Raw genomic sequence first — 21,772 nt, forward strand, 5'->3', positions numbered from 1 at the left:
GACGGGATGCCTGGGATGAAGGTCTGCTCTATCGATCCCGGCCGCCAGTCCCAATTCACATTGGTGAAGTTGTAGTTACCGCTGGAATCCTGAATGGGTGTGTTGTCCAGGTAGATGTCACGCGCGGTAGGTGTGCCGTCGAATTCGCCCTCGCCCACGGCGATCAGGATCTTGGCCAAGTTGGTCGAGCGCAGGCTATCGGGTGCCTCGACTGGCGATTTTGGTTTGCTCTCGCCACCTTTGGCGCCGCGAATATCCAACTTCTGTGCTGCGCCCATACTTCCTCCAGGCAATAAAAAACCGCCTCTCGGGCGGCTGGTTTGATGCGTTGCGTTTATGCCTTGTCTTCGGCGTAGATCGAGGCCGAGATGATTGCGCCGCCCCACCGGCGGTCACCGATGCAGATGGGCACCGGGTTGCCACTGGCGGTAGTGTTCTTGGCTGATCCGAATGCATAGCTGGGCATGTTTTCCGGCGAAGCGCTCTGCTTGAGGCCGGCGGCCTGAGGACTCAGCATCTGGATAACACCGCCGGCGAGCAGCGCGATACCCGTACTGAGGGTTGCACCGCCAGTGAAGAAGGACGCAGCGATCAGCACCACACCAATGATTGTTTGGAGGAGTCCCGCACGCTTTGCCCCTTCCACCACCGGAATAATCCTGATTTCCTTGGTTCCACCCATTCCGAACTCGTCCGGCCCAGAGTTCTTGCGGTTGCGGAAGATGGCAAAGCGCAATCCGAGTCGGTCAAGACGGCGGACCTCATCCTCGAACCCCTCAATAGTCGCCTTCAGTGCACGGAACACTTCCCAGGTATCGCCCGATGCAACCTGCCGGCGGTGCAGCCTGCCGAACTTCTGCGCCAGGGAGCCGGACAGCTTGATAACTGTCATTGGCGAGTAAACGATGGCGCTCATCGGGCCTCCTTGTGTCGAAGAATTAAGCGGGTGCGTTGTAGCCATGGACCGCCGTAGACGATCACCTCTGAAGGCCGCCCATACAGGTGGTGCAGAACGAAAGGGCCAGGGCCAAACACGCCGGACTCTTCACCAGGAAGGCCGGGATCGGAGCCAAGATAAATGCCTGCGTGGTTCGGGTGAACTGTGCGGCCCACCTCCATCACGATCATGTCGCCGCGCCGCGGACTGTCGACTTGCTCGAAGCCAGCAGCCTCGTAGTTCGCCTCGTACAAGCTGGTGCTGTCCGCGCTCTCCCACCAGCCGTCGGCGCGCTGGAAGGCCTCGAACTCAAGATTCCACTCGCGCTGATACCAGTCAGCGCAGACCTGCCAGCAGTCCCAGGCGCCGTGAACAAATGGCCGCTTGAGCAGCGGCGTGCTGCCGGTTGGCGTGATCGTCCTGAGGTCGCCTTCTGGCCACGACAGAATGTGCCAGGGCAAGGCCGTAGCCTCGCACATGGCCAGGTCGCGCGAAGACGGGCGGCTTGTAGCGTCAGGGTGAGAGTGAACAATGCCTATCACCTCGCCCTGGTCTTCCGCCGCGGCGTAGTCCTCTGGGTCAAGCCGAAACTCTTCGTTCGGCTCACTGGCGATGTTCCGGCACTGTAAGTACTTCTGCGCTCGGCCCACCGCAAGCACCAGGCCGCAGCATTCTTTCGGGTACTCGGTCGCCGCATGCGCCTGGATGGCCGCAATGATGTGTTTGCGCATTCTTCAGCTCCGGGCAATGAGTGACACAGCGGGAAATCCACCGAATGGATAGGGGTTGCCCTCACCGAAGCGGGGAATGCAGCAGCGCCCCAACGTTCCGTCAGGTACGTCGTTTTCAGGGTTATCCGTCAGATTTCCATCCTTGTCCCGGTACGGCCCTGTGTAACCACAGTCCGGGCCTCTATACCCGCCGGTTAGAGCCCAGTGGCATAGCGTTGTCATCTGCCGGCCGATGGTTTCGCCGCCAACATCGCCCGGGCTGGCCAAGTCCCAGCTGACCGTCTCGCCGTCTTCGTTGGTCTTCTGGTCGACGTACCAAACCTCGATCGACTCTTGGGTAGGGTCAGCCGAAGGGTTGCCGCCTTCAAAGTTCACCGCATCAAGGAATTCGGCCAGGGTATTGCGGATGGTCAGCTTGAACTCCAGCAGATCCTCAAAGGCCAGGCACAGCGCTGTGATCCGCCCGTTAACGTTACCGACCGAAAGCTTCGGCCGTACCGCCGTGCCGTCTCCGTTTGCCTCGCTGCCCTCGTACTGCATTGGCCAGGCGCCGTATTCCTCCCCTTTCCACCAGATCGACTTGGCCGGCAGCTGGTCGGCGCTGGGGCCGGCAGCCAACAATTCGGCTGGCGTGTGCGGAATCGCATGCCCATGGAAGCGCAGGACATCCGCGCCGTAGTCGGTGCCGTCCAATTCGTACAGCATGACTTCGTTCCCAGGCTCAAGAGTCTGGATAGTATTGATCAGCGACATGATTTGACCTTACGGGTGGAAGGCGCGCTCGAATGTCGCCGTCACTTTGAAGACGCCGCCGCCCATAGGGGTGGGGGTTGGGTTTTTGCAGGTGAACAGGCCAAGCTGGCCGAGAGGTGTCGTCCAAAGGAAAGCTTTCGCCCCCTGATGCCGGTCGAAGAACGCCATCAGGGCCAGCGCCGTGGCGGTGTTGCCGGTGTGGGTTATCGGGTACGCATCTTCTTTGTTATTGGGGCCGTCGCCGACAACTTGCTTATAGCCCCCGCCAAAGCGTGATTCCCTGGTCCTATATTCAAGTGTCGGCGCCTCCCCGTGCTGGGTGGCCCAAGTGAACGTTTCAATCGCCATGGTTACCTCCCATTGATCAAGCGCCAGATCGAGCCGCCAGGCTGCAATCCTTTTGCGATGGCTGTTTCTGCCTCGGTCTTGGCCGCCTGCTGGACGCCCTTCCCTAGCTGCGTAGTGTCCTCTTGAGTCGGGCCGCTACCATCGCCACCCGTCTGCACGGAAACCGCGACAGGAAAGTTGTAGGTGATCCCGCCTCCGCCCGCGCCAGCCCCAGATGCGGCCATAACAGAGCTTCCGCCAGTCATCAGCGGCGTGACACTGCCGCCCTGCGCGCCAGTCATCAGGTACGATCGGCCGCCCTGATTGAACAGTTCGGGCCCCTTTTCGTTTACTTCATACAAGGTGTTTGGATCGACCGGACCGCCGGATGCCCGACCCTCAACAAGAGAACTCCCGATGCTGGAGCCAAAGCTCGTTGTAGCGCCTCCGCCAAAGTAAGCGCCGATCGCACTACTGGCGAAACTCGACAACAGCCCCGAAGCTGCTTGCCGAGTAGCGATGCGCGCCATGTCCGCCAAAATGGACTTGGTGAAGTCGGAAAAGGAAAGTTTGCCGGTAACAGCAAAATTCGCGACCGCGTCCTCCATGCCGGAAAAAGCATTGGTGAACAGGCTCTTCGTTTGCCCCGCCACATCGTTCGCAGACTGCAGGTAGTTCTGAAAAGCCGACGAGGCGCCACTGCGCCAATCACCTTGTGCCTCCGACATTTTGTCGTAGTTGTCCACCACGGTGTCGCGGTACTTCCGTTCTGCATCTTCCAGGCTTGCCAGGTCGCGCAAGTAGTCTTCCTGACTGTACTTGTCGGGCGCAGTTTTGCGGCGGTCCAGTAGCTTGGCGCGCTCTTCGTTGAACTTGTCGGTAGTGGCGTCGAGGCTCGATTGCAGTGCTGCTTGCCGATCGCCCAGGCCCAGCCCATTAGCTGCGCGAGATCCGGCCGACTCCAGCGCAGCGCGCTGACGCTCCAGCTGATTGACGTACGCCTCTGAGGCGGCCGTCATTTGCTCCAGCCGGCCTTTCTCACTTGTGGCGATGACCGTCAGCTGGCTGTCCGCATCCTTCTGTGCCTTGACCATCCCCTGCCGTGCGTCGGCGATCTTCTGGTCAAGCTGGATGCTCTGAGCCGCCGTTGTGCCTTTCTTGGTCTTGGCCGCCTCCAGTGCGTCAATCTCAGCCTGGTACGCCGCGGTGACATCGTCCTTTTCCTGATTGATCAGGGCCGACCGTTGCTTGGCATAGTCCGACAGCGAAACCACGCCGGCTTTCTGCTGAGCCTCCAGTTCCTTCTGGGCGTTTCGGTAGTCCGTGACGATGTCGGTCAGGTTGTTTTTGGCGTTGTTGAAGCTGGTCAGATCGACCGATCCGGCCCCGGCTTTTGGATCCTTGTTGTCTTCATCAATTTTTTTGCGGAGCTTGTCATAAGCTCCGCCGGAGAACTTCTTCCCATCGAAGTCCACACCATTCAGTGTTGCGGACTTCTGTCCTGTTTTTTCTGCATCCTGATAAAGCTTGGTGAACTGATCATTTAGCTTTTTGTAGGCATCCTTGCGCTTAGTGAGCGGATCCAGGCTATCCATTTGCTTGTCCAGTTCTTTCTGGACCGCGATCAGCTCCTTGTTAGCATGTGTTGTTTCACCCGTGGTCGCAGTGAGACTTTCACTGGCCGCCTGGCGAGCCTTGAGTCCGACGAGTTTCTTCTCTAGCGCCTCAGTTGAGTCGTCATCCTCTCCCGTGCCCAGGCCGAGAGCTGAGTTCAGTGAGCTCAGGCCATTAGAAATTGCGCCAGCAAATCCGCCGCCTTTGCGAGTGTCCAGCACGCGCTGAACGATTTCAATTTGCTTGGGCAGATCTGGAAACGCCTCTGCGCGGATGTATGCATAAGCTCGCTTTGTGGCAAGTCCGATGTCATCCCAATCTCGCTCTATATCGGAGAGAGATGAGCGGTAGGCCTTTAAGCGTTCCTGAGCTGAGAGGTTCAGGTTTTCGCTTAGGACGTCTAGCGCACGCTGATGATCTCCCTGATCATCAATGCCCTTGATAACCTCGTACTGCTCGTAAGTAAGCAGGCCGTACTTCTCACTGATCTTGGACGCCGACTCGGTCGCTGTGTCGCCCACATTAGCCAGGGACGTAGCGATCTCTCCCGCCCCCTTTCCGGTTACCTCTCCGATGGCGGCTGCCGCTTGCGCCAGATTCTGCATCTGAGTGCCACTGGTAGCTGCGCCTGATGCCAGTGCAATAACGGCTTCGCGAGCCCCGGCGAGATTTCCAGTTAAAACCCCGGCCGATTCGCTCATAGCTTTCAGGCTGGCAATGCTTTGGCCTGCGTCGTTCGATCCGCCGTTGATAGCGGCGTTGAATTCTCTAGCCCGCTTCATTGCATCAAAATAGGCGTATCCAATACTGCCTAGCACAGCAACGAGAAGTCCGGCAGGAATGACCATTCCCGCTAGGCTTTTTGCAGATTCTCCAGCTCCCGCCCCAAGTTGGGCAATAGCACGAGCACCGCTCCCCAGGTCACCCGATTGCAGTGCATTGGCGAGTTGCATTACGTTTTCTTGAGCCTGGCGAGTGCCGAGCTTCAATTTGTCGAACGCAGTCTCCGTCGCGGTTAGCCCGGCACGGTCCTTGCCGATCTTGGACAGGGCTTCCTGGTATCGTTCAGCATCCATCTGACCTGCTTTGTGCAGGTCGTTAAGCGCTTTCTCTTGAGCCTCCAGCTTCGCAAGCTTTGCAGTCACCGGGTCAATCCCGTTGACAGTGCGTTTCAGCGCTTCAATCTGGCGGTTTTCGGCATCGATCAGCTTCTGCTTCTGCGCCAACTCCTTGGCTTCGGCCTTCTCGATTTTGTCGTAGGCCTTACCCAGCTGATCTTGATACTTTGCCTGATCTTCGATAGTGACCAAGCCACCTTTGCGAGCGCGCTCCAACAAACCCTCTGCCCGCACCAAAGATTCAATGCTGTCGATATTGCCCGTCATCGCCTTGTCGAGTTGGCTGATAACGGTGATCTCTGCGGCGGCGCTTTCAGTCGCTTTGCGGCTTGCACCGGATCTGCGATCTATCGCGGCAGTGGACTTATCGACGCCTTGGGCTATCTCATTTTCTGCCTGAGTGATCTTCTTACCCGTGTTGGCCATGCCTTCGCCGGACTTTCCTAGGTCGTCAATTGCCTTCTGTGCGCCCTCTGCGGAATCAACCAATTTATCCAGATCGTCAGCGGCCTTCGCTGCTTGTGAGGACTCGACTGCAATGCCCAGGGAGGCGAAGTTGGTGCTCATCAGTTTTCTCCGGGCAATAAAAAACCCGCCGGAGCGGGTTTGTTAAGGTGTTTATTTAGTGCTGATTAAAATATCCGAAAGCCACAACAGCTATTCCCAACAACAAAACGAGAATAGTTCGGTGGCTTCTCATAGGCCCATACACAACATCGTGCGCAGCCTTTGCTTCAGCGTCAGTGATTGGCGTCAGATCGCTTCCGCAGTGCTTGCACTTGGATGCCTGCATTTTTACAAACTCTGAGCAGCTAGGGCAGGCCCTCTCCCCGTTAGAGTTAACAAGAAGCCCATTTTTAATAGGCGATGATTTTTCCGGGGATGGCTTGATTATTAGATAAATGACCAGTCCAAGAACAGGAAAGAAAATCCCCACCAAAAACCCTTCGAAAGCCGACCTGTTCTTCGCGTTTGCCGCTACGGCCGTGAGTCCGGCAACAATGAGCCAACCAAAAACGATAACCTGTGACATATCAACCTCTCCTTAGGTACTTAGAAGCTGCTCGGCTGCACGGCTATCGACCCACCACCAGCAGGAAGGAAAACCCTGAATTTCTTTTGCTGGCCCTGCTTCAAAACTACTGATGTTTCCATCCGTTCGGGGTTCGCTGCGCAAAGTGCCGAGCCGTCCAGGGCAGCGCCTAGCAACCACTCACCGGAAGGCACCTGGAAGACAGCCTTCTCGCCGGTATCCAGCTTTGCCACGGGAGCACCGTTTAGGAAGATGGTCGCAAAACAACCCCCTCCAAGAAACCCTGTGTCTCTCGTCACGATTAGCGAACTGCCACCAGGCACTGGCTTTTGGTAACCGATTACTCTTTCGGATGGCGCTGGGCGCGCCTTGTCGGACGGAACTGGAGAAGTCGCACAACCAGCCAGCAACGCTACCGCCAGCGCACCTACGAATAATTTCATGTCGTTCCCTCGTTGAGAAATGGAGAGACTTTATCACCAACGAGAGAGCAACACGAAAGCCCCGCATGGGCGGGGTTCTTCGGGTTCGTGGGAGGGCGTCGAGACGACGCCGGATGCAAAAAAAACCAGCGCGGAGTTGGGCTTCATAAGCTTGATTTAAACCTTACAGCGAGCGCAGCTCAGTGAATGCGCGAGCAATGCAGTACGGAATCACTGCGCAGGTCAGGCCCATAGCCGCTGCGGCGGCTTCTTGCGGCGCACTGGTTGCAGCGTACATTCCACCGAAGCCCACGACGGCACCGATCAACGACATAAAAATGGTTACGCCCCACATAAACTTAGCCAACTTGATTCCCTTCATTCGGTAATTTTTCTCACTCACCCACAGAGGTTGAGCGGCACATTCATTGCGGAATCTACAGTTGCAACTACGCGAGGTCAATTTGACATCACTATGCCCGGTCCTGTCCGGGCATCCAGCGTGGATGGAATGCCAGTAACGCCGACACCCATTCAAATAGTAGCCTCCTGCCTTCACGCAAGGATTCCCCAGTCCTACGCCTGCAAGCCCAAGGACTGGGGTTGCGCCAATATCGGCGCGTTTATGACCTGGAGGTCAATGTGAACGACGGAAAAATAAATCCACTGGAAGGACTGAGTTCACCAATTGGTATGGGGACGTTGGCAGTCACGCTGGCGCTAACCAGGGCTGTTCAGGCCATCGCGGGCAAGGATAGCAAGGTAGTCGACACCTTACTGCAACAAGCTCTGGCTTCAGAACTATTTGCGAACTGTAGCGAAGAGATACAAAAGAACTTTAAAGCGCCTATCTAGAAAGCGCTCCAGGCCACCGCCGAAACAAGAGAACAGCTTTCCAAAATCAATCAGAGCTGATCAAGATCCGCCTCAAGGGAAGATGCAGACCCCGCAGCTTCACTGAACCCGAGCGCATGCTCAATTCTCAAAAGCCGGCGCTCGAGCAGGTCGGCTTTCTCTTGCGACTCATCGCTAAGCCCTTCGGGCAGACCAACCCCAATACCAGCGAATCGACCGGCGTCAATAATGACCGCACCGGTGATATGGGCTTCGCAGTCACGCATTTCAAAAGGGTTTTTCATACACTGCTCCTGCGGCCATGCCGCGTCATGTTGGTTGTCTTGCATCTTCGTGCCTGAGGATCAGGCACCCCTTGCGCTCTCCCGCTGTTCTGCCATCACCTGCAGGGCTTCAGCCTCCATACGCCGGAAGTCACTGAAAATGGCTTGTCGCTGAATCACCGGCACGCCACACATTCGAATCACCCCGGAGAGAACGCTGTAGTCCATACCTGTTGCGCCGCACGCGCCTGTGCGCCACTGGGTGCTCATAGCCTCAAAGACTTTGAAGGCGTCCCAGTTGTCCGGCCAGATGCCGACTTCCTTGTCGGGGATGTCCTGGCGAGACAAACCGAAGGCCATCAGATCTGCATCTGACGGCCCGGGCTCATACAGCGCGCGGGAGGCGCTTAGGAGTTTCCCAGGCGGGCCTCATTGAAGGCCTCTGCGTAAGCATTCAGCACCGCTTTCGGGGCTGAGTTAATTGAGTTGACGAGGATGCGCACGTTTTCAGGCGTGAACTTTTCCTCGATATCCCAGCCGACGACCACATCCAGCAGTTGTTCAGCCTGCAAGGCGATCTGTGCGGCAGTGAAAGCTTTGAGGTCCATGTCGCCGACCTGCTTGCCCAGTTCGTCGTGCCGCTCGTTCCAGCCGGTGTACAGCTCGGCGAGCGCAGTACGGTCCAAGTACTTAAACTCGAACTCCACCTTTTCGGCGTTGTAGCCGGCGCGCTGGATCATCACCGGCGCCTTGAAGGTCGGCTTTTGGATCAGCTTGAACTTGGCCATGGATTACACCGTGGCCGCGTAGCGGGTTGGAAGGCCAGTCAGGGCAACGCTGATAACACGGGTCATCAGGTTGTTGCGCGACATGGTCGGCGTCGCGGTGATCGACACGTAGCCGTTGTAGATAATGCTGCTACCGCCAGGGAGGTTCAGGCGAAGCAACCGAGGCTGCTTATCGTCGTCCGCCGCCTCGCAGACAGCCACATAGGGCTTGGACGGATCGTCAGCGACGGTGTAAGTCAGCGTGATCGGGTTCTTGGTGGTCGGCATCTGGCGATCGTTGTCGTCGGCCACGAAACCAAAGGTCAGGAACTGCTGATCGCCACCGGCCGAGTTCATTTCGGTGACCTGAGAGATCTCGGTGAAGGCAGTCACCTCACGGACAGTGCCGATACCGGAGCCCGCTGGGTACTGCTGAGCGTTGGTGGTGTTCACGCCTGCCAGTGCGAATGTGCCGCTGGCAATTACGCCCACACGGACACCGCGACCGTCGAGGCGAGTCCAGCCGGAATTGACGGCGACTACATCGCCCTCGGCCAGGCCATGGGCTGCAGCAGTTGCGATTGCCGGATTGGCGTTGGTCAGGGCCGTGAACGGGATTGCAACACCGTAAGTCGATGCAATCTCAAGGGTGGCGCCGTTGGGCATTTGGATGCCGGCCATGGGTGTTTCCTCTTTTAAGAAATGACAAAACCCGCGCAGTGGCGGGTTTCGGGGTTTGCCCAACGGGCGGAATCAGGTGGCGATGTCAGCTCGGTATTCGAACGACACTGGCACGGTGAAAGTCGGTGGATCGATGATGCCGGGGCCAGGGTCAACTGGCGACATCGTGACGACGGTGAGGCCTGCCTTCGTGTCTCGCGCATAAAGCGGGAACAGCGTGCTCAACTCAACCACAAGGGGGTTCGTCTTGGTCTTGCCGGTATTGGCCGGAGCCACAATGCTGACCTGGTAGACGCCGATGAATGCGCGGTGGTCGCCAGCGAGCGTGCTGCTCGCGGTATCGCCCGGGAGCAAGAACGCCCGCAGATAGGTCTCGCCGTCGGCCGGGTCGTACTGGACGTTCTCGAACACAACCTTGATCGGCTCAGCCCGCGCCTTGCTCCAGGAAAGCAACTTGGCCTCGTAAATGGACGCAATGATGGCGTGGCTCATACCTGGTTGTTCCTTGTGGCTTGGTCGACGATATGCTGGAAGCGGGCCAGGGTGATGCGGACCATTCCACCGGGAGCTTGTTTTGAGTGTCCATATTCAAGTGGAATAGAGTAAGGAAGGTTGTTCACGATGTAGGCAGTTTGCCCCGCTGTCAGGGATTGAACCTGCGCTTTGAGCACGGCGATGCTGACGTTACCGCTGACATCGACCTGATCAAGTACTCCCTCGGCCGGCGTATCAATCGAAAACTGCCAGTTCCCGCGGAACCGCCCGCCGACGTAACCCTTGCCAGCCACCAAACCGTTCACATTGAAGTTCTGGTCGCGCTCGGTCTTGGTCAGGGGGTTGGCATATTTCACGCCGCGCCGCAGCTTGCCGGCCTTGGTGAAGTTCGATTCGTTGAGGTTGATGATCGTGTTGCGCACTGCAACCTTGAAGTCGTAGTCATCGGCCGCCCGCTTGTTCGCCTGTCGGTAAATGACGTTCGCTGCCCAGATCTCGGGGCTGCCCACCGGCGACATGCGGATGACGCTGCTACCGATTTCGATGACGATCTCTCGGATGGTCGCGTCGATTCCGCCCTTCGCTCTCTCAGCAAAATCGCGAATGTTCTCGGCAAAGCTGCCGTTCATGCTCGCGTATTTGTTTGTCACGACCGCACCTGCAGCTCATACAGGATCGGTGTACCGGCGGGGTTGACCTCTTTCAGCGGAGGCACGATTGACCAGGTGCGGCCTTGAGCAACTACCTTGTCGAGCAAGCCCGGCACCCAGGCCAAGCCCTGCGCGGCGATCTTGAGCTTCTTGTCGCCCTGCCTGATTAGGCTGTTGTTCTGGAATTCGATACCGGTGAAGTCGATCAGGATGCCCTGAGCGATTTGCTCGACAGTAACGCCTGGCGCTTCGCCCCCCGTCTCCGGGTCGTACTCTCCCGGCTCAGTCTTGCCAATAGTCACAGGCTGGCCGAACTCTGTGATCATCTCCAGAGCCATCACGGCCATTTCGTCGTAGAAGGTGGCCATGGTGGTCTCCGTTGCTGCTATGCGCGAATTGCGAACAGTCCGCGCTTTTGTAGGTAGTCGGCAAACTGGGTTGCGCTCGGTCGATCCGGCGCCGCCGGCAGCAGTCGACCACTGGTGTTGGAAATCGTGGCGTACTCGCGTGTTACCGCGCCTTCTACACGTTCCAGCGTTACAGCACCCTTGCGCTTGTCGATTGGGTCGATGTCGTCCTGGTGGATCTCTGCGGCCAGGGCCATCTGCCCGTACTGGATCCGCGCCGGCAGGTAGTTATCTGGCTTGATCTGGAAGTCCAGCTCAACACCCCGGCGCGGCCAGGCCAGTGCCTGCTCGCTGCTCATCTTGCGGCCTTTCCAGGTCTTGCCATCCATCGCCAAGGCGGCCCGGCGCAACAACGCTTCCTGCTCAGGAACACCCGCAGGGATGACTGTGCCGAACTTCACGGCATACATGGCCAGGTCCTCGGCGCTCGCGTAGCTTTCGGCGTCCGGCTTACCGGTACCGTCCTCGATGATGAGTGTCATGCGTCAACTCGCTGGAATGGTGTGAAAATTGGCCACCGGGTCACCGGCAGCCAGCATTATCAGGCCTTGGGCAGATCAGCGACGAGCTTTTCCAAGGATTCTTTAGAGGCGTTGGCCCGGTATGGAACCTTGGCTTCGTCCAGCTTAGCCTTCAGATCGGCGATTTCCTTTGCGTCCGGGTCGTCCAGGCGAGCCTTGGCGGCTTGCTGGAGAAGGTCGTCCACCTGCAGTTGCAGAGCCTTAACCTTTTCAGCTTCGCCATCACGCTCACGGATGAGGCTTTCCACGCCCGCGCTTACCGCCTCGAACACCTGAAACAGGCGGTCAGCGATCGGGCCAAGCTCGCCTTCTGGGCGCACCAGCACTTGATCGGCGAATGACTCGACAATCAGGCCGACAGATTCGAGTTCGACGCGGAAGGCGTCGATATCGACACTGGAATTGCCGCCGCCGATCAGCAGCACGGTAGGCAGTTCCTTGATAGTCACGTCGGGCACTTCGCCGGCAGCATCTTCACGGCTTTCGGTGATATTCGCATCGATGATGCGCAAGCCATTCGCCTTGGCCAGCGCCTTCACGTCTTCCTGGTACTGGTGGAACGGGCCGGGCAGATACCAGATGTTCTTGTTGCTCATGATCGTATCCTCGCCAAGCTGGGCACTAGGCCCAGCATGACTGTCATGGGTTACTTGGAGGCATCACCGATCAGAGCCACACCGGCGGTGTGCTTGATGCTGGCGGCCGTTTTGTCCCAGTTGGTACCGGTACCCAGTTCGGCGTCGGTCGGCGATGCGCCACCGGCGGCAGTGTCCCAGGTGTAACCCTTCAGGCCCAGGCCGAAGGTGTAGTCGACCTGAATGGTGGTCTCGATGCGGGCCTTGCCGTTGTCGGTGGACACGTTCGAGATGATGTCGCGGTTGTCGTGGACCAGTGCCGAGCCGGTGGACAGCCCGAGGATGATTTCCTTGTCCGGGGTGCCGGCCTGCAACAGCGCAGGAGCGTCGGTGACGACGGACACCTTGCCCAGAATATCAACCACGCGAACGTTGCCAGCGACGAACAGGTTGGTCGAGTTGGCAATGGCCTGGCCGATCAGCTTGTGCCAGGTGCTGCCGCGCATCACTTGGGCTACCAAGTTTTGGCTGGCATCGCCGAACTTCGCGTGAGCGTTGTTCAGTCCTGCCTGTGTGATGCCCGCGGTAGCCGACACATCGTTGACAGCCGAAGCTTGGGCGGTGATCGCGGCCACCAGGGCGGCAATCGCGGTGTTCAACTGATCCTTCAGCAGGATTTCGGCGAACGCGCGGCTTGCAACCTCGATGCCTTGCGCTGTTGGGCGCTGCAACCAGGTCATCTGCGACGGCTCGTAGCGGACCGGGCCGAAGCCGCCGGCGATCTTCACCGAGGTGTTCTTCAGCTCGGTCAGGTCGGTTGCGCTGACTGCGGAGTTGGCTGCGTAACGATCAACGCGGCGCTGGGCAGAAGCCAGGTTCTGGAAGAACGACTCTTGCAGGTAGTCACCGGTGAAGCCGTTTGGCGACAGTACGATGGCGCCGTTGCTGGCTTGGTTGAACGCATCGGTCATCTGATCGAGCGTTTCCAGGGTGGCAGGCATGACGAAGTCGTTGAAGACCTGCATTTGAGACAGAGGCATGGGTTATTTCCTTACTTGAGAGGGAGATCCGGGAACCGGCTCGCGATCGCGGCCTGTCGTTCCTCTTTGGTGCCGCCGATTTTTCCTTTTGCGGCCCCGCCGCCACCTCCAGCACCAGCAGCCCCGCCGCCCGATGCCTTGCTACCCGCGATCAACGGCGCGAAGGCCGTGTCGTTTGCGAATTCTGCTTTCAGTTCATCCAGCGTTGCCGCCGAGAGCTTGCCCTGCTGGTCGAGGACGACCACAACAGGCTTCCCGTCGCGCTGTTCGACGCTCAGACGGCGCTCGATGTGCGGCAACAGGGCTTTGGCGCTACCCGGGATTGCCAGGGCAGACGCAATGTCAGTCGCGGTACGGCCGACGGTCAGATCCCGGATCTGAGTACTCAGCGTTCCACGCTCCTGTTCCAGCATGCCGTTCAGCTCAGCTTCGCGGCGGTTGTACTTTTCGGACCAGGACTTTTCGAGCTCTTCGACGTTGCCGGACTTGCGGGCGTTTTCTTCGCGCTCCAGTCGGGCCTGGTCTTCGGCATCCTTGCGCGCCTTGTCGGCAGCTTTCTTCTCGTCCAGCAGTTCCTGGACTTTGGATTTCAGGCCGGATACGTCTTCTGGTTGCGGCAGGCCTTCGATACCGAGGACAAACTTGCCTTCCTTCTCGGTGTAGAGCGATTTAACGGAGTCATCGAGACCGTCAAGAGTGTCCAGCTGATATTTCAAACCCATTTGCTTGTCTCCCAGAGACGATTTGCAGGCCCTGCCCGCAGAAATGAAAAAACCGGCTCATGGCCGGCATTTGGAACTGAGTTACGATCAGGCGAACTTCGAAGTTCGGGTGTTGATGATGCCGAGGTACAGCACCATTGCATCGGCCTGCATCCTGAGCAGTTGTTGCTCGTCATCAGGCAGACTGGCGCATAGATCGGTGCGCAGGAACGCTTCCAGCTTCTGGATGCGGTCGGCCAGTTGCTCGCGCTCGGCGATCACGCGCTGTTGATGCGGAGGCAGATGTCCAACGTCGCCAACCTCGACGTAGCCGGCGTCAAACTGAGCCTTTGGCGACCAGCTGATGTAGCCGGAGTGGTCGGCATGGTTGGGAGCGCCGCCATCGGTGTACTCAACCAAATAGCCGTCGTCGGCGCCGTTCTCGTCGACTGGTAGCTGCCATCCACGGTATTCGTTGTATGCGAGCCGGGTCATTGCCAGCGCCAAAACAATTTTGGTGCCGATGAAGTGCTTGGTCATGGGTATCTCCAGGTTATTTGATGCCCGCCCGCTCGAACGCCAGAGGCTCAAGAGCCTTCATCTGCACAAGGGTCAGACGTGAAAAGTTGCGATCGAGCTGCAGTTCGGAGAATCGTTCGATGCTCAGGCCACCTTCGCGGAAAAGCTTGGCGCGGACCGGGCCGATGGCCTTGTCCTGAAACGCTGCTGGCTGATCCTGGAGCCAGGTGTAATAGTTGAGGTCGCCACGAACTTGCTGGGGGCCGTCATCGCCAATGGATGCGCGCGTAGCACCCTCAGCAAAAAGAGCGCTGAAGCGCGTCACCGCCACCACCGTCGAGCGGCAATTAATGTGAATCGGCGGCCTGGGCCCTTCAGTCAGCTTGAACCGTTGCTTGTCCAGCGTCCGGCACTGGCTGGTGGTCTTGGAGTCCAGGGTGCTGAACCACTCCACCGACTGCACCACGTCACTGTTTTCCTTCAGCGTCTCCATGCGCGCCTGGGTGGCGACGTGCTGCACTGCCGTCCGCACGATGGCGCCGGCGTTGCGGTTAGTCGTGGCCAGAATGCCGTCGTTGTACTGGAGCGCCTTTGTGCCCCGGATATTCTTGATGATCTGGAAGTTCGTCTGGCCTTCGAAGAAGCCCTGCCTGATCGCGCCTGTGAGGCGCTGCCGCTCCGTGGCGGTGAAGCCATCAATGAACGACTTGAGCAGCTTTCCGCCGTCAGCACCGCGCACACTGAGCGGATTGGTGAGGATTGCCGCCCTGATTGCCGCAGCACCTGGCACTGCCGCGTCGAATGTGACGCCCGCCGGTGCCGCCCGGGTCAGGCTGGTCGCTTCAAACTCGGCCTCGTAGTTGGCGATGTCCACCAGGTCGAGGTTCAGCTTCTCGCTGTACCGGTCGAAGATACCCAGCAGCAGGCTATCAACCTCGCTCAGCAGCAGCTCCAGGCGGGCGACGGTGTAGTCCGTCAGGTCCGCCCGGGTCAGCCGCTCGCGTATCGAGCGATCGATCTCCTTGAGGAAAGGTGCGAACTTAGCGACCTCCCCCGACTTGAGCTGCTCCAGGAACACAGCGTGCCGGATGGTGGCGTCAAGGATTGCTTGGTTTGCCGCCATTCGGAATTACCTCGGTGTCATCCAGGTCAGGGCCGGTGCTTTGCGCTTCCAGTTCGCCCCGGATATCGTCGTCCGTTTTCTCTGGGTTGATCACGCCGCGATCGCGCAAGTACTGCCAGAAGTCGCCTTCCGGCAGCTTGCCGCCCTGCACTGCATTGAACAGCGCTGCTAGGATCGTCGCGTCCAGAGTGATTTGACTGAAGTCCTGGTTGAGTTTGTAGATCGCTTCGCCTGGGGCGTTGACGAACTCGGCCATCCAGCCCAAGCACTGGCTGTACGCCTCGCTGACGTTACTCACCACCAGGGAGAGAACGCTGTGTTCGGCAGCGCTGTCGTTATCGGCCTGGGTCGCGGTCTTCACTGCACTGCCACGTTCAATCAGCCGGGCGCCGAGCGAAACCATGTCCTCTTTCTTGGCGTCCATGGCCTCTTTCGCGACGGTGTTGGGCTGCGCCTGCCATACGCCACATGCGCCATTCACAGGGAGAAGCCACGGCGCCCTGGAGCCCAGGAAGATCCCAGCATTTTCGAGGTGGTCACGCCATTGCTCGTCAAGGCCGGACATCCATGGTTGAGGCTGGCCCACCAGGTATGCTGCCTCTTCGTAGTCAGCACTGTTCCGGTAATGCCCGATATTCACTTCGGCCATGTCGTACAAAGGCGAGTCGTCAATACTGGTGTCGTTGTTCTCGCTGCCCAGGAACTGGAACGGGATGATGCGCCATGGCTGGCCTGAGCCGTTCAGCGGGGCAAATGGCGCGACGGTCATTTCCGTCTTGCTGGAGCCCTCCTCCCAAACCTCCTGGGTGTACACGCCGGAAGCATCCAGGCGCAGCACGCGATATTGCACAACCTGCTCACTGCCAAACCCGTCATCAGTATCGACGTCGACCTTTTCACGCAGCACAACCAGGCTCAACAGGTGTTGGCCGCCAACCTGGCGCGTTTTCCAGTTGATGATTGATTCAGCCGGATAGCTGGCGACGTTGGCACGGGCGCGACCAGCCTGCTCGTCTGCCTTGCTCACGGTGCCGGCCTCGACAGCGGCGTAATCCACGAGCAGGCCGTGACGGCCGACTTCGAGCAAATGCCCGATAACCGATTGCGATTGCTGGTAAACGCTGACGCCTTGCCCGTCGATATCCTTTGTCACGTAGTCGAGAGCACCCGGCACGGTCAACGTTGGCCAAGTGCGGAACACCGCGCCCACGAGGCTGTGTTTCGTTCGGCCGGTCGCGTTGTAGAACACAGCGCGCTTCTTGTACGCGTCGTACCGGTCCTTGTTGTCCTGTGACTTGTCCGAGGCGTTCGGCCTAGGCAGGTAGTAATCGCCAGCAGCCTTGACCGTTTCCGAGCCCTTACAGACGTCGCGCACCAAGCGCCAGCGGTACTGCGCCGCCGTGTACTCGGAGCGGGTGAAAGTGACGTCCGTCATCGAGCGACCCCCATTTTCATTGCGGTGACCGGTTTGATGATCGGGTACTCGCGGTGGATGAAGTAGCCGCCAGCGTCGTTCGCGTGATCGATGCCGGCGGTTTTATCTGGCTCCCCGTTCGCGCCCCACACCTGTTGTTCCAGGCCATCGGCATAGGTCGGACAGGTGAGCGAATTGATCAGGTAGCGGCGCTCGCCCTGCGCATTGCAGAAGACGGCGTTCATTGCGTTGATTCGGTCTTTCACCGGCGGGTTTGCCGCTGGAGCAATGACCGCGAACCCGGCCTGCTTGAGCATGGCCAGGTCGGTGATGCTGGCGTTCACGGACTTGCGTGAATCGCCCGAGGCATCCGGGTAGATCCTGATTTCGCAGGTCTTCTTGAAGTCGTTGCCGTCGTGCTGCCAGTAGCGCTCTTTGATGCGGCGGATCATGTCGGGCGTGTCGTAGCCGTCGATCAGCTCATCCACGGCCCTGGGCAGCCCCTGGTCACGCTTAACATGGGTAATCGCCGCCATCTTGCCGACGTTGAAGTCCATCCCGATGAACAGGGGCTCACCAGGTTGCACAGTGTCGAAGCAGCCGTTGAGCTTGCGGTCGTAGGCCGTGTAGATCGTGCCGGATGTCAGGTTGACGAACTGGCCTTTGAGGTACGCCATGATCAGCTGCGGCGGATATGACTCCATCAGGGAGGCGATGTAGTCGTCCGGCAAGTTCAGCTCGTTGTCAAAGGTGCTGGCCTGCACCAGGCCGTACATCTCTTTGAGCGACGGCTTGTCGCGCAACTGCTTCACGAACTGCAGGAAGACGAACTTGAAGCCCTCCGGCGTCGTGGTGACGTCCACCCCGTTCTTCAGCCCGGGCAAGTTGTAACGCATCCGGGCAATAATCTTGCGCCAGGCCTGCTGAGCCTTGAGGGCAGTCAGCACGTCCAGCTCATCCACCAGGGCATGGCCGATCTTGAAGCCGACAATCGTCTGCGGCTTCTCCATCGACCTGCAAATCACAGTGCCGCGGTACTGCCGGCCGCTGTAGATGTGAACTTCGTGGTTCGCCTGGTTGATCTTGGTCTTCAGCCCCCAGTCGTAGGCCACCTCATCCATGGTCGGATAGAAGATGTCCCGGATCTGCGGGTAAGTCGGTGCGAAGTAGCCAGCGTTAACGCCGGGCCACTCCATGAAGTGCTTGCTCAGTGCCGAGCATCCCACCCAGGTCTTGCCTGAGCCGAACCCGGCAACGAACGCGCGGAATTTGTGGGGTAGCGTGAGGAACTGAGCCTGCGGAACATTAAGGCTCGGCATTCGGCTTCCTCGCATCCACCACGTCGACCTGGATGCGGGTCGGGATCACCGGTTCATCGCCAACCTCTTCCTTACGGGCCCGGTTGACGTAGATGTCGCCGGTTTCCTTCGCGGCCTGTTCGAGGATCTGCATGGCCAGGCCGATGTTCTTCATCGACTCAGCCTTCTCCACAAAGCGGTTCATCGCGCGGAGGCGAAAGGCGCGGTTGGCAATGGGTATGTCTTCAGTCTCTTCGCGGAAACGCTTTCTGGTCTGCTCAAAAAGGGTCTTCCATCTGTCCGCAAGTTTCTTACCTGAAACCTTTGTCGGGTCGTGTGATTCGACCTGCTGGCGGGTGATGCTCAAACTGAATTCTTTCTGGACCGCCTCAACCACCTGAGAAGGCGTATCGAAGCAAGCGAGAGCCTGTACTACAAAGGTCTTCACCTCACTGCTTAGCGATGCCATAGGCTTTCATCCGTCCAGACCTGTCCAAAAATCAGGCCGACTTGAGTAGACAGGTTCCGCAGGCCCTCGCGATATTCAATTTTCCCACCTCAGCAGGACTGTTTGCAGCGTCCACCAGCACCTGCACATCAGCGCTTGCACCGTAGCGGCGAACCACTCCGACGAACTCTTCGACGTCGTGGCCCTGCAGCTTGATCTTCGGTGCACCGTCTTGGGTGAATACTGGTTGACCGTACTTGTCGGTCGCGTGAGCCAAGTGATAAAGCTCGTGTTCGATCAGGGCGCAGAACTCAAGGTCGCTGCACTGGGCGCAGTAGTCGGCTGCCAACGTGATGATGAAGTCCGGCACATCGCCGAACCAATCACGCATCTGTTGCTCCATCCGGGCTTTCTGCCAACCACCAGCACGGAACGCTACCTGCTCGGCCTGGCCCAGGACTGTACGTCCCTGCTTCTCGAAGCTCGACGACGCCCACATGACCCTGATGTCTGCATCCAGTAGGTGGGCATGGTCTTCGTTGTGAATGCTGCCGGTGTCGGCAAGGATCTCGGCCTGGAGCCATTCCCACACTTCAGGAGCTGGAGCCAATCTAATGCCAAAGTCGGAAAGCCCCGACAGCTCAAGAAGTGACGCCAGGGGCATCGGCCTGTTCATGTCTCACCCTGCACTTGAAATGATGGCTGGTTGCCGGTATTGATGGGAATCAACTAACTCTGCGCAAGGAAGACAACATGTCTGACGCGATCAAAGCAATTTCTGTAAATGGCAACTTGGCATACGCTCGGCTCCAGCCGGACACCCAGAGAGCGATAGCGGTAGGGGCTGCTGTGGAATTGATTTCGAACAGGGTTCTGAGCTCTGCATCTGTGCATCTCAGCCAAGAAATGGAAAAGCTGTCTGACTATGCGGATAAGATTCAGGAAGCACTGAAATCTAAGTGACCCACCCGTGCCGCACTCAACTGCGGCACACCTACCCCGCCCCGCCTTCCAGCAGCACATCAATCAGCTTCTGCTCACCCAGACGCATCGCACCCAGGCATTGCAGGTCGTCGCACTTTGGGCCGAGACCGAATACGGTCACCTCACCCTTCGCGCCGATCAGCGTCAAGGCGCCCACGGTGCACTCGGGATGCTCACCGGCGTCCAGGTCATCGGCGATCTTGCGCAGGGTCTTGGCGGCATCGCGCCAGTCCTCCCGCTTGAACTCCAGAACCTTGACGGTCATTCGGTCACCATCTGATGGGTTTGTGCATGTGCATGGCCGTGGAGCAAACCAACAATTAGGCCCTGGGGCAGACCGGCTTCCTTGGCTGCGTCCACTGCATCAGCAATGGCCTTGTCGAGAGCATTTACCGCAGCATTGACGTCCGGGCTCATCGGCAACGCGTGGCGCAGGCGAGTTACATTGCTCACGGTGCGACCTCGTACAGGAATGCCCGATCAGCAGGCATGGCCGTCACGAAACGGCAGCGATGAGTATCAAACGCCTCGTTGAACGCAATGGTTCGACAGCACCCGGAGGTGACCTTACCGGTGAATCGTTCGCGGTGAACGACCACACCATTGCGCAGGAACTCGACCTCGGCCGAACCCAGAAGCTTGGTTACGATTACTTTCATGTGATCTTTCTCGCGCCACGATTTGGCGCATTCGAAAACGTGGCGCGGACTACTTGCCTCGGCGCTCTACTCCACCCGGAGCTTTGTCACAGTGCAGGCAGTGCTCGCAGTTCAACGTCCGGCACAGCCAGACCTTCACCCGCTGCCAGTAGGTGACCATGAAAATGTGGCGGGCGCCGGCCAGGGCCAGGGACACATGCAGTGTCAGGCCGGCACTGGTCGGGCCGAAGAAGATGTTCTGGCTGCGCGCCATAACGACGAAACCGCTGATGGCTATCGTCGAGTAGATCAGCTTCCCAAGGATGCCGTCCCTCACCTTCCCGCTCAGTACGCACCAGGCTGCCCACAGCGCGATGAGGCCGCAGGCGATGGAGTTGATCAGTTCAAAATTCATGGTGGATTGCCTCCCCCGAACCGCTGGCGAATGAGCGCCCAGAGGTCAGCGGATTTAATGGCTCGATTGATGGCCGCCAGGAGCGAGCCGCCGAAGGCACCCAGCAGGAAGCCGATGCCGGCGACGATCTTCGGCTCCGTCACGCCCAGGTAGGTGCTGACCATGCTCGTCAGATAAATCGAGCAGGCCATGCCGGTGATCAGGAAGATCATCCAGGCACGCCAGTCGTTCAAGTCGTCCTTATGCCACCAGCTGGCGATCACAGCCCCAACAAGGCCCGCAATCAGTAATTCGAACCTGTCGATCTTGTCGAGCAGGCGCTGTAAATACTCCATGCGCTCGACTCCGTGGGGCATGTTTGGAATAGGTCAGCCCCAGCAGCACTCCCAGCTCATAGCGATGGATGTGGTGGGGCCGAAAACTGAAAGGCCCCGATCAATGTCGAGGCCCTGAATAGGCGTGCGGTCTTTCCCGCTGTCAGCCAAAGACAACTTCAGCGTCGACGCCCCAATGCATCGATCGCGCTGTTCTTGTCTCGCGCCACCCTGGAAGCACAGTGAGGTCAGGATGCACGGGCTGCCGGTGTTGTTTCCGTACGTCGCACTACCGGCTATCGACGTCCAGGCCTCCCGAGGGCTGTCCTGGCTACAGGTAAAACTGGGTACATCTGGGAAAGCATCCACTTGGGTAGCGGCTTTCCTCGGAGGTACAAAAAAGCCCGGCGCGTATGTCCGGGCTTTTTCTGTTGCTTCCAGGCGTATTCAGTAGGGAGTCAGGCCGACACCATCAGGCGCAGGCTTTGCCGAGGCCATCACGAAGTGGTTACTGGATGCACGCAGATTGGAAGAAAGGCTTTCATCGGTCGAATGGCTACCCGTTCGCCACATGGCCAGGGTAAGTTCCAGGCGCTGCATGGCAACGCCTTGCGGCTCGCTCGCGCCGTACGCGGACACGTACGCAGTGCGATAGGCGCTGGAAATTGGCTCGGCGAATGCCGACAGGGAGAAACAGGACAGGCAGGCGGCGAGCGCCAAGCCCAGGTA

The 21,772-nt window shown here is 58.7% G+C and carries 34 protein-coding genes; 2 read left to right on the top strand and 32 right to left on the bottom strand.

Features of this window, described 5'->3' with window-relative positions; genetic code table 11:
* From WBB95_RS07105 to WBB95_RS07145, 9 genes are all read right to left on the bottom strand, one after another.
* Window positions 1-278 (bottom strand): hypothetical protein (locus WBB95_RS07105; RefSeq protein ID WP_424486919.1); only part of this gene is annotated, 278 nt, incomplete at its 3' end.
* Between the two features lie 56 nt (window positions 279-334).
* Window positions 335-916 carry a tail assembly protein gene (locus WBB95_RS07110; protein WP_424486920.1) on the bottom strand — a complete coding sequence of 194 codons (582 nt, stop codon included), beginning with the start codon at window positions 914-916 and terminating at the stop codon, window positions 335-337.
* A complete protein-coding gene (locus tag WBB95_RS07115; protein WP_424486921.1) occupies window positions 913-1,668 on the bottom strand; it encodes a C40 family peptidase in 756 nt (251 codons plus the stop codon). The genes WBB95_RS07110 and WBB95_RS07115 overlap by 4 nt, the downstream gene beginning before the upstream one ends.
* A gap of 3 nt (window positions 1,669-1,671) precedes the next feature.
* Complete coding sequence (locus tag WBB95_RS07120) at window positions 1,672-2,421, bottom strand: phage minor tail protein L (RefSeq protein WP_424486922.1); 750 nt, start codon at window positions 2,419-2,421, stop codon at window positions 1,672-1,674.
* 9 nt (window positions 2,422-2,430) lie between these two features.
* On the bottom strand, window positions 2,431-2,769 hold the full coding sequence (locus tag WBB95_RS07125) for a phage tail protein (protein WP_424486923.1): 339 nt from the start codon (window positions 2,767-2,769) through the stop codon (window positions 2,431-2,433).
* 2 nt (window positions 2,770-2,771) lie between these two features.
* Window positions 2,772-6,047: a phage tail tape measure protein gene (locus WBB95_RS07130; protein ID WP_424486924.1), complete on the bottom strand. Its 3,276-nt coding sequence runs from the start codon at window positions 6,045-6,047 to the stop codon at window positions 2,772-2,774.
* Between the two features lie 55 nt (window positions 6,048-6,102).
* Window positions 6,103-6,513, bottom strand: coding sequence for a hypothetical protein (locus WBB95_RS07135; RefSeq protein WP_424486925.1), 411 nt, complete (start codon window positions 6,511-6,513; stop codon window positions 6,103-6,105).
* A 20-nt stretch (window positions 6,514-6,533) separates the two neighbouring features.
* Window positions 6,534-6,956 (bottom strand): hypothetical protein, encoded by a 423-nt coding sequence (locus WBB95_RS07140; protein WP_424486926.1) that lies wholly within the window; start codon window positions 6,954-6,956, stop codon window positions 6,534-6,536.
* Between the two features lie 163 nt (window positions 6,957-7,119).
* Window positions 7,120-7,317: a hypothetical protein gene (locus WBB95_RS07145; protein WP_424486927.1), complete on the bottom strand. Its 198-nt coding sequence runs from the start codon at window positions 7,315-7,317 to the stop codon at window positions 7,120-7,122.
* A 260-nt stretch (window positions 7,318-7,577) separates the two neighbouring features.
* Between WBB95_RS07145 and WBB95_RS07150 the strand changes: the two genes are divergently transcribed.
* Window positions 7,578-7,790, top strand: a complete 213-nt coding sequence (locus WBB95_RS07150; protein ID WP_424486928.1) for a hypothetical protein — start codon at window positions 7,578-7,580, stop codon at window positions 7,788-7,790.
* 50 nt (window positions 7,791-7,840) lie between these two features.
* Here the strand turns inward: WBB95_RS07150 and WBB95_RS07155 are convergent, their stop codons facing one another.
* The 17 genes from WBB95_RS07155 to WBB95_RS07235 all read right to left on the bottom strand — a co-directional run bounded on the left by WBB95_RS07155 (window position 7,841) and on the right by WBB95_RS07235 (window position 19,368).
* Window positions 7,841-8,074, bottom strand: a complete 234-nt coding sequence (locus tag WBB95_RS07155) for a hypothetical protein (RefSeq protein WP_424486929.1) — start codon at window positions 8,072-8,074, stop codon at window positions 7,841-7,843.
* 60 nt (window positions 8,075-8,134) lie between these two features.
* A complete protein-coding gene (locus WBB95_RS07160) occupies window positions 8,135-8,413 on the bottom strand; it encodes a DUF1799 domain-containing protein (RefSeq protein ID WP_424486930.1) in 279 nt (92 codons plus the stop codon).
* A 47-nt stretch (window positions 8,414-8,460) separates the two neighbouring features.
* On the bottom strand, window positions 8,461-8,841 hold the full coding sequence (locus tag WBB95_RS07165) for a phage tail assembly chaperone (RefSeq protein WP_424486931.1): 381 nt from the start codon (window positions 8,839-8,841) through the stop codon (window positions 8,461-8,463).
* A gap of 3 nt (window positions 8,842-8,844) precedes the next feature.
* Window positions 8,845-9,501 (bottom strand): phage tail protein, encoded by a 657-nt coding sequence (locus WBB95_RS07170; RefSeq protein WP_424486932.1) that lies wholly within the window; start codon window positions 9,499-9,501, stop codon window positions 8,845-8,847.
* A gap of 72 nt (window positions 9,502-9,573) precedes the next feature.
* Window positions 9,574-9,993 carry a phage tail terminator-like protein gene (locus WBB95_RS07175; protein WP_424486933.1) on the bottom strand — a complete coding sequence of 140 codons (420 nt, stop codon included), beginning with the start codon at window positions 9,991-9,993 and terminating at the stop codon, window positions 9,574-9,576.
* Window positions 9,990-10,625 carry a hypothetical protein gene (locus WBB95_RS07180; RefSeq protein WP_424486951.1) on the bottom strand — a complete coding sequence of 212 codons (636 nt, stop codon included), beginning with the start codon at window positions 10,623-10,625 and terminating at the stop codon, window positions 9,990-9,992. Before WBB95_RS07180 ends, WBB95_RS07175 begins: the two co-directional genes overlap by 4 nt.
* A 17-nt stretch (window positions 10,626-10,642) precedes the next feature.
* Window positions 10,643-11,014, bottom strand: coding sequence for a hypothetical protein (locus tag WBB95_RS07185; protein WP_424486934.1), 372 nt, complete (start codon window positions 11,012-11,014; stop codon window positions 10,643-10,645).
* Between the two features lie 17 nt (window positions 11,015-11,031).
* Window positions 11,032-11,535, bottom strand: a complete 504-nt coding sequence (locus WBB95_RS07190; protein ID WP_424486935.1) for a DnaT-like ssDNA-binding protein — start codon at window positions 11,533-11,535, stop codon at window positions 11,032-11,034.
* 59 nt (window positions 11,536-11,594) lie between these two features.
* Window positions 11,595-12,170, bottom strand: coding sequence for a hypothetical protein (locus tag WBB95_RS07195; RefSeq protein WP_424486936.1), 576 nt, complete (start codon window positions 12,168-12,170; stop codon window positions 11,595-11,597).
* Window positions 12,171-12,220: 50 nt separating this feature from the next.
* A complete protein-coding gene (locus WBB95_RS07200) occupies window positions 12,221-13,189 on the bottom strand; it encodes a major capsid protein (RefSeq protein ID WP_424486937.1) in 969 nt (322 codons plus the stop codon).
* 11 nt (window positions 13,190-13,200) lie between these two features.
* Window positions 13,201-13,911: a hypothetical protein gene (locus WBB95_RS07205; protein ID WP_424486938.1), complete on the bottom strand. Its 711-nt coding sequence runs from the start codon at window positions 13,909-13,911 to the stop codon at window positions 13,201-13,203.
* Between the two features lie 87 nt (window positions 13,912-13,998).
* Window positions 13,999-14,430 (bottom strand): crAss001_48 related protein, encoded by a 432-nt coding sequence (locus WBB95_RS07210; protein ID WP_424486939.1) that lies wholly within the window; start codon window positions 14,428-14,430, stop codon window positions 13,999-14,001.
* Window positions 14,431-14,443: 13 nt separating this feature from the next.
* A complete protein-coding gene (locus WBB95_RS07215) occupies window positions 14,444-15,532 on the bottom strand; it encodes a minor capsid protein (RefSeq protein WP_424486940.1) in 1,089 nt (362 codons plus the stop codon).
* Window positions 15,507-16,967 carry a DUF4055 domain-containing protein gene (locus tag WBB95_RS07220; protein ID WP_424486941.1) on the bottom strand — a complete coding sequence of 487 codons (1,461 nt, stop codon included), beginning with the start codon at window positions 16,965-16,967 and terminating at the stop codon, window positions 15,507-15,509. Before WBB95_RS07220 ends, WBB95_RS07215 begins: the two co-directional genes overlap by 26 nt.
* On the bottom strand, window positions 16,964-18,265 hold the full coding sequence (locus WBB95_RS07225; protein WP_424486942.1) for a terminase large subunit domain-containing protein: 1,302 nt from the start codon (window positions 18,263-18,265) through the stop codon (window positions 16,964-16,966). The genes WBB95_RS07220 and WBB95_RS07225 overlap by 4 nt, the downstream gene beginning before the upstream one ends.
* Window positions 18,252-18,713, bottom strand: a complete 462-nt coding sequence (locus WBB95_RS07230; protein WP_424486943.1) for a DUF2280 domain-containing protein — start codon at window positions 18,711-18,713, stop codon at window positions 18,252-18,254. The genes WBB95_RS07225 and WBB95_RS07230 overlap by 14 nt, the downstream gene beginning before the upstream one ends.
* Window positions 18,714-18,744: 31 nt before the next feature.
* The gene (locus WBB95_RS07235) at window positions 18,745-19,368 is read right to left on the bottom strand and encodes a putative metallopeptidase (RefSeq protein ID WP_424486944.1); all 624 of its coding nucleotides are present in this window, start codon (window positions 19,366-19,368) and stop codon (window positions 18,745-18,747) included.
* 77 nt (window positions 19,369-19,445) lie between these two features.
* On the opposite strand from WBB95_RS07235, the gene WBB95_RS07240 reads away from it, so the two are divergent.
* Entirely contained in the window at window positions 19,446-19,655 is a 210-nt protein-coding gene (locus WBB95_RS07240; RefSeq protein ID WP_424486945.1) for a hypothetical protein, read from the top strand.
* A gap of 31 nt (window positions 19,656-19,686) precedes the next feature.
* On the opposite strand, the gene WBB95_RS07245 is transcribed toward WBB95_RS07240, so the two are convergent.
* The 6 genes from WBB95_RS07245 to WBB95_RS07270 all read right to left on the bottom strand — a co-directional run.
* Window positions 19,687-19,941: a hypothetical protein gene (locus WBB95_RS07245; protein WP_424486946.1), complete on the bottom strand. Its 255-nt coding sequence runs from the start codon at window positions 19,939-19,941 to the stop codon at window positions 19,687-19,689.
* Window positions 19,938-20,129: a hypothetical protein gene (locus tag WBB95_RS07250; RefSeq protein WP_424486947.1), complete on the bottom strand. Its 192-nt coding sequence runs from the start codon at window positions 20,127-20,129 to the stop codon at window positions 19,938-19,940. The genes WBB95_RS07245 and WBB95_RS07250 overlap by 4 nt, the downstream gene beginning before the upstream one ends.
* Window positions 20,126-20,335: a hypothetical protein gene (locus WBB95_RS07255; protein ID WP_424486948.1), complete on the bottom strand. Its 210-nt coding sequence runs from the start codon at window positions 20,333-20,335 to the stop codon at window positions 20,126-20,128. The genes WBB95_RS07250 and WBB95_RS07255 overlap by 4 nt, the downstream gene beginning before the upstream one ends.
* 49 nt (window positions 20,336-20,384) lie before the next feature.
* Window positions 20,385-20,729, bottom strand: coding sequence for a hypothetical protein (locus WBB95_RS07260; RefSeq protein WP_424486949.1), 345 nt, complete (start codon window positions 20,727-20,729; stop codon window positions 20,385-20,387).
* A complete protein-coding gene (locus WBB95_RS07265) occupies window positions 20,726-21,064 on the bottom strand; it encodes a hypothetical protein (RefSeq protein ID WP_003218335.1) in 339 nt (112 codons plus the stop codon). The genes WBB95_RS07260 and WBB95_RS07265 overlap by 4 nt, the downstream gene beginning before the upstream one ends.
* 426 nt (window positions 21,065-21,490) lie before the next feature.
* On the bottom strand, window positions 21,491-21,772 hold a 282-nt coding region (locus WBB95_RS07270), incomplete at its 5' end, for a hypothetical protein (protein ID WP_424486950.1).

Source organism: Pseudomonas sp., from assembly GCF_049645325.1.
Taxonomy (GTDB): Bacteria; Pseudomonadota; Gammaproteobacteria; order Pseudomonadales; family Pseudomonadaceae; genus Aquipseudomonas.

What these genes read in the sequence shown, in the direction of transcription:
- WBB95_RS07110 (WP_424486920.1), bottom strand. Translation starts at nt 916, where the DNA reads ATGAGCGCCATCGTTTACTCGCCAATGACAGTTATCAAGCTGTCCGGC.
- WBB95_RS07115 (WP_424486921.1), bottom strand. Translation starts at nt 1,668, where the DNA reads ATGCGCAAACACATCATTGCGGCCATCCAGGCGCATGCGGCGACCGAG.
- WBB95_RS07120 (WP_424486922.1), bottom strand. Translation starts at nt 2,421, where the DNA reads ATGTCGCTGATCAATACTATCCAGACTCTTGAGCCTGGGAACGAAGTC.
- WBB95_RS07125 (WP_424486923.1), bottom strand. Translation starts at nt 2,769, where the DNA reads ATGGCGATTGAAACGTTCACTTGGGCCACCCAGCACGGGGAGGCGCCG.
- WBB95_RS07130 (WP_424486924.1), bottom strand. Translation starts at nt 6,047, where the DNA reads ATGAGCACCAACTTCGCCTCCCTGGGCATTGCAGTCGAGTCCTCACAA.
- WBB95_RS07135 (WP_424486925.1), bottom strand. Translation starts at nt 6,513, where the DNA reads ATGTCACAGGTTATCGTTTTTGGTTGGCTCATTGTTGCCGGACTCACG.
- WBB95_RS07140 (WP_424486926.1), bottom strand. Translation starts at nt 6,956, where the DNA reads ATGAAATTATTCGTAGGTGCGCTGGCGGTAGCGTTGCTGGCTGGTTGT.
- WBB95_RS07145 (WP_424486927.1), bottom strand. Translation starts at nt 7,317, where the DNA reads ATGAAGGGAATCAAGTTGGCTAAGTTTATGTGGGGCGTAACCATTTTT.
- WBB95_RS07155 (WP_424486929.1), bottom strand. Translation starts at nt 8,074, where the DNA reads ATGAAAAACCCTTTTGAAATGCGTGACTGCGAAGCCCATATCACCGGT.
- WBB95_RS07160 (WP_424486930.1), bottom strand. Translation starts at nt 8,413, where the DNA reads ATGGCCTTCGGTTTGTCTCGCCAGGACATCCCCGACAAGGAAGTCGGC.
- WBB95_RS07165 (WP_424486931.1), bottom strand. Translation starts at nt 8,841, where the DNA reads ATGGCCAAGTTCAAGCTGATCCAAAAGCCGACCTTCAAGGCGCCGGTG.
- WBB95_RS07170 (WP_424486932.1), bottom strand. Translation starts at nt 9,501, where the DNA reads ATGGCCGGCATCCAAATGCCCAACGGCGCCACCCTTGAGATTGCATCG.
- WBB95_RS07175 (WP_424486933.1), bottom strand. Translation starts at nt 9,993, where the DNA reads ATGAGCCACGCCATCATTGCGTCCATTTACGAGGCCAAGTTGCTTTCC.
- WBB95_RS07180 (WP_424486951.1), bottom strand. Translation starts at nt 10,625, where the DNA reads ATGAACGGCAGCTTTGCCGAGAACATTCGCGATTTTGCTGAGAGAGCG.
- WBB95_RS07185 (WP_424486934.1), bottom strand. Translation starts at nt 11,014, where the DNA reads ATGGCCACCTTCTACGACGAAATGGCCGTGATGGCTCTGGAGATGATC.
- WBB95_RS07190 (WP_424486935.1), bottom strand. Translation starts at nt 11,535, where the DNA reads ATGACACTCATCATCGAGGACGGTACCGGTAAGCCGGACGCCGAAAGC.
- WBB95_RS07195 (WP_424486936.1), bottom strand. Translation starts at nt 12,170, where the DNA reads ATGAGCAACAAGAACATCTGGTATCTGCCCGGCCCGTTCCACCAGTAC.
- WBB95_RS07200 (WP_424486937.1), bottom strand. Translation starts at nt 13,189, where the DNA reads ATGCCTCTGTCTCAAATGCAGGTCTTCAACGACTTCGTCATGCCTGCC.
- WBB95_RS07205 (WP_424486938.1), bottom strand. Translation starts at nt 13,911, where the DNA reads ATGGGTTTGAAATATCAGCTGGACACTCTTGACGGTCTCGATGACTCC.
- WBB95_RS07210 (WP_424486939.1), bottom strand. Translation starts at nt 14,430, where the DNA reads ATGACCAAGCACTTCATCGGCACCAAAATTGTTTTGGCGCTGGCAATG.
- WBB95_RS07215 (WP_424486940.1), bottom strand. Translation starts at nt 15,532, where the DNA reads ATGGCGGCAAACCAAGCAATCCTTGACGCCACCATCCGGCACGCTGTG.
- WBB95_RS07220 (WP_424486941.1), bottom strand. Translation starts at nt 16,967, where the DNA reads ATGACGGACGTCACTTTCACCCGCTCCGAGTACACGGCGGCGCAGTAC.
- WBB95_RS07225 (WP_424486942.1), bottom strand. Translation starts at nt 18,265, where the DNA reads ATGCCGAGCCTTAATGTTCCGCAGGCTCAGTTCCTCACGCTACCCCAC.
- WBB95_RS07230 (WP_424486943.1), bottom strand. Translation starts at nt 18,713, where the DNA reads ATGGCATCGCTAAGCAGTGAGGTGAAGACCTTTGTAGTACAGGCTCTC.
- WBB95_RS07235 (WP_424486944.1), bottom strand. Translation starts at nt 19,368, where the DNA reads ATGAACAGGCCGATGCCCCTGGCGTCACTTCTTGAGCTGTCGGGGCTT.
- WBB95_RS07240 (WP_424486945.1), top strand. Translation starts at nt 19,446, where the DNA reads ATGTCTGACGCGATCAAAGCAATTTCTGTAAATGGCAACTTGGCATAC.
- WBB95_RS07245 (WP_424486946.1), bottom strand. Translation starts at nt 19,941, where the DNA reads ATGACCGTCAAGGTTCTGGAGTTCAAGCGGGAGGACTGGCGCGATGCC.
- WBB95_RS07255 (WP_424486948.1), bottom strand. Translation starts at nt 20,335, where the DNA reads ATGAAAGTAATCGTAACCAAGCTTCTGGGTTCGGCCGAGGTCGAGTTC.
- WBB95_RS07260 (WP_424486949.1), bottom strand. Translation starts at nt 20,729, where the DNA reads ATGAATTTTGAACTGATCAACTCCATCGCCTGCGGCCTCATCGCGCTG.
- WBB95_RS07265 (WP_003218335.1), bottom strand. Translation starts at nt 21,064, where the DNA reads ATGGAGTATTTACAGCGCCTGCTCGACAAGATCGACAGGTTCGAATTA.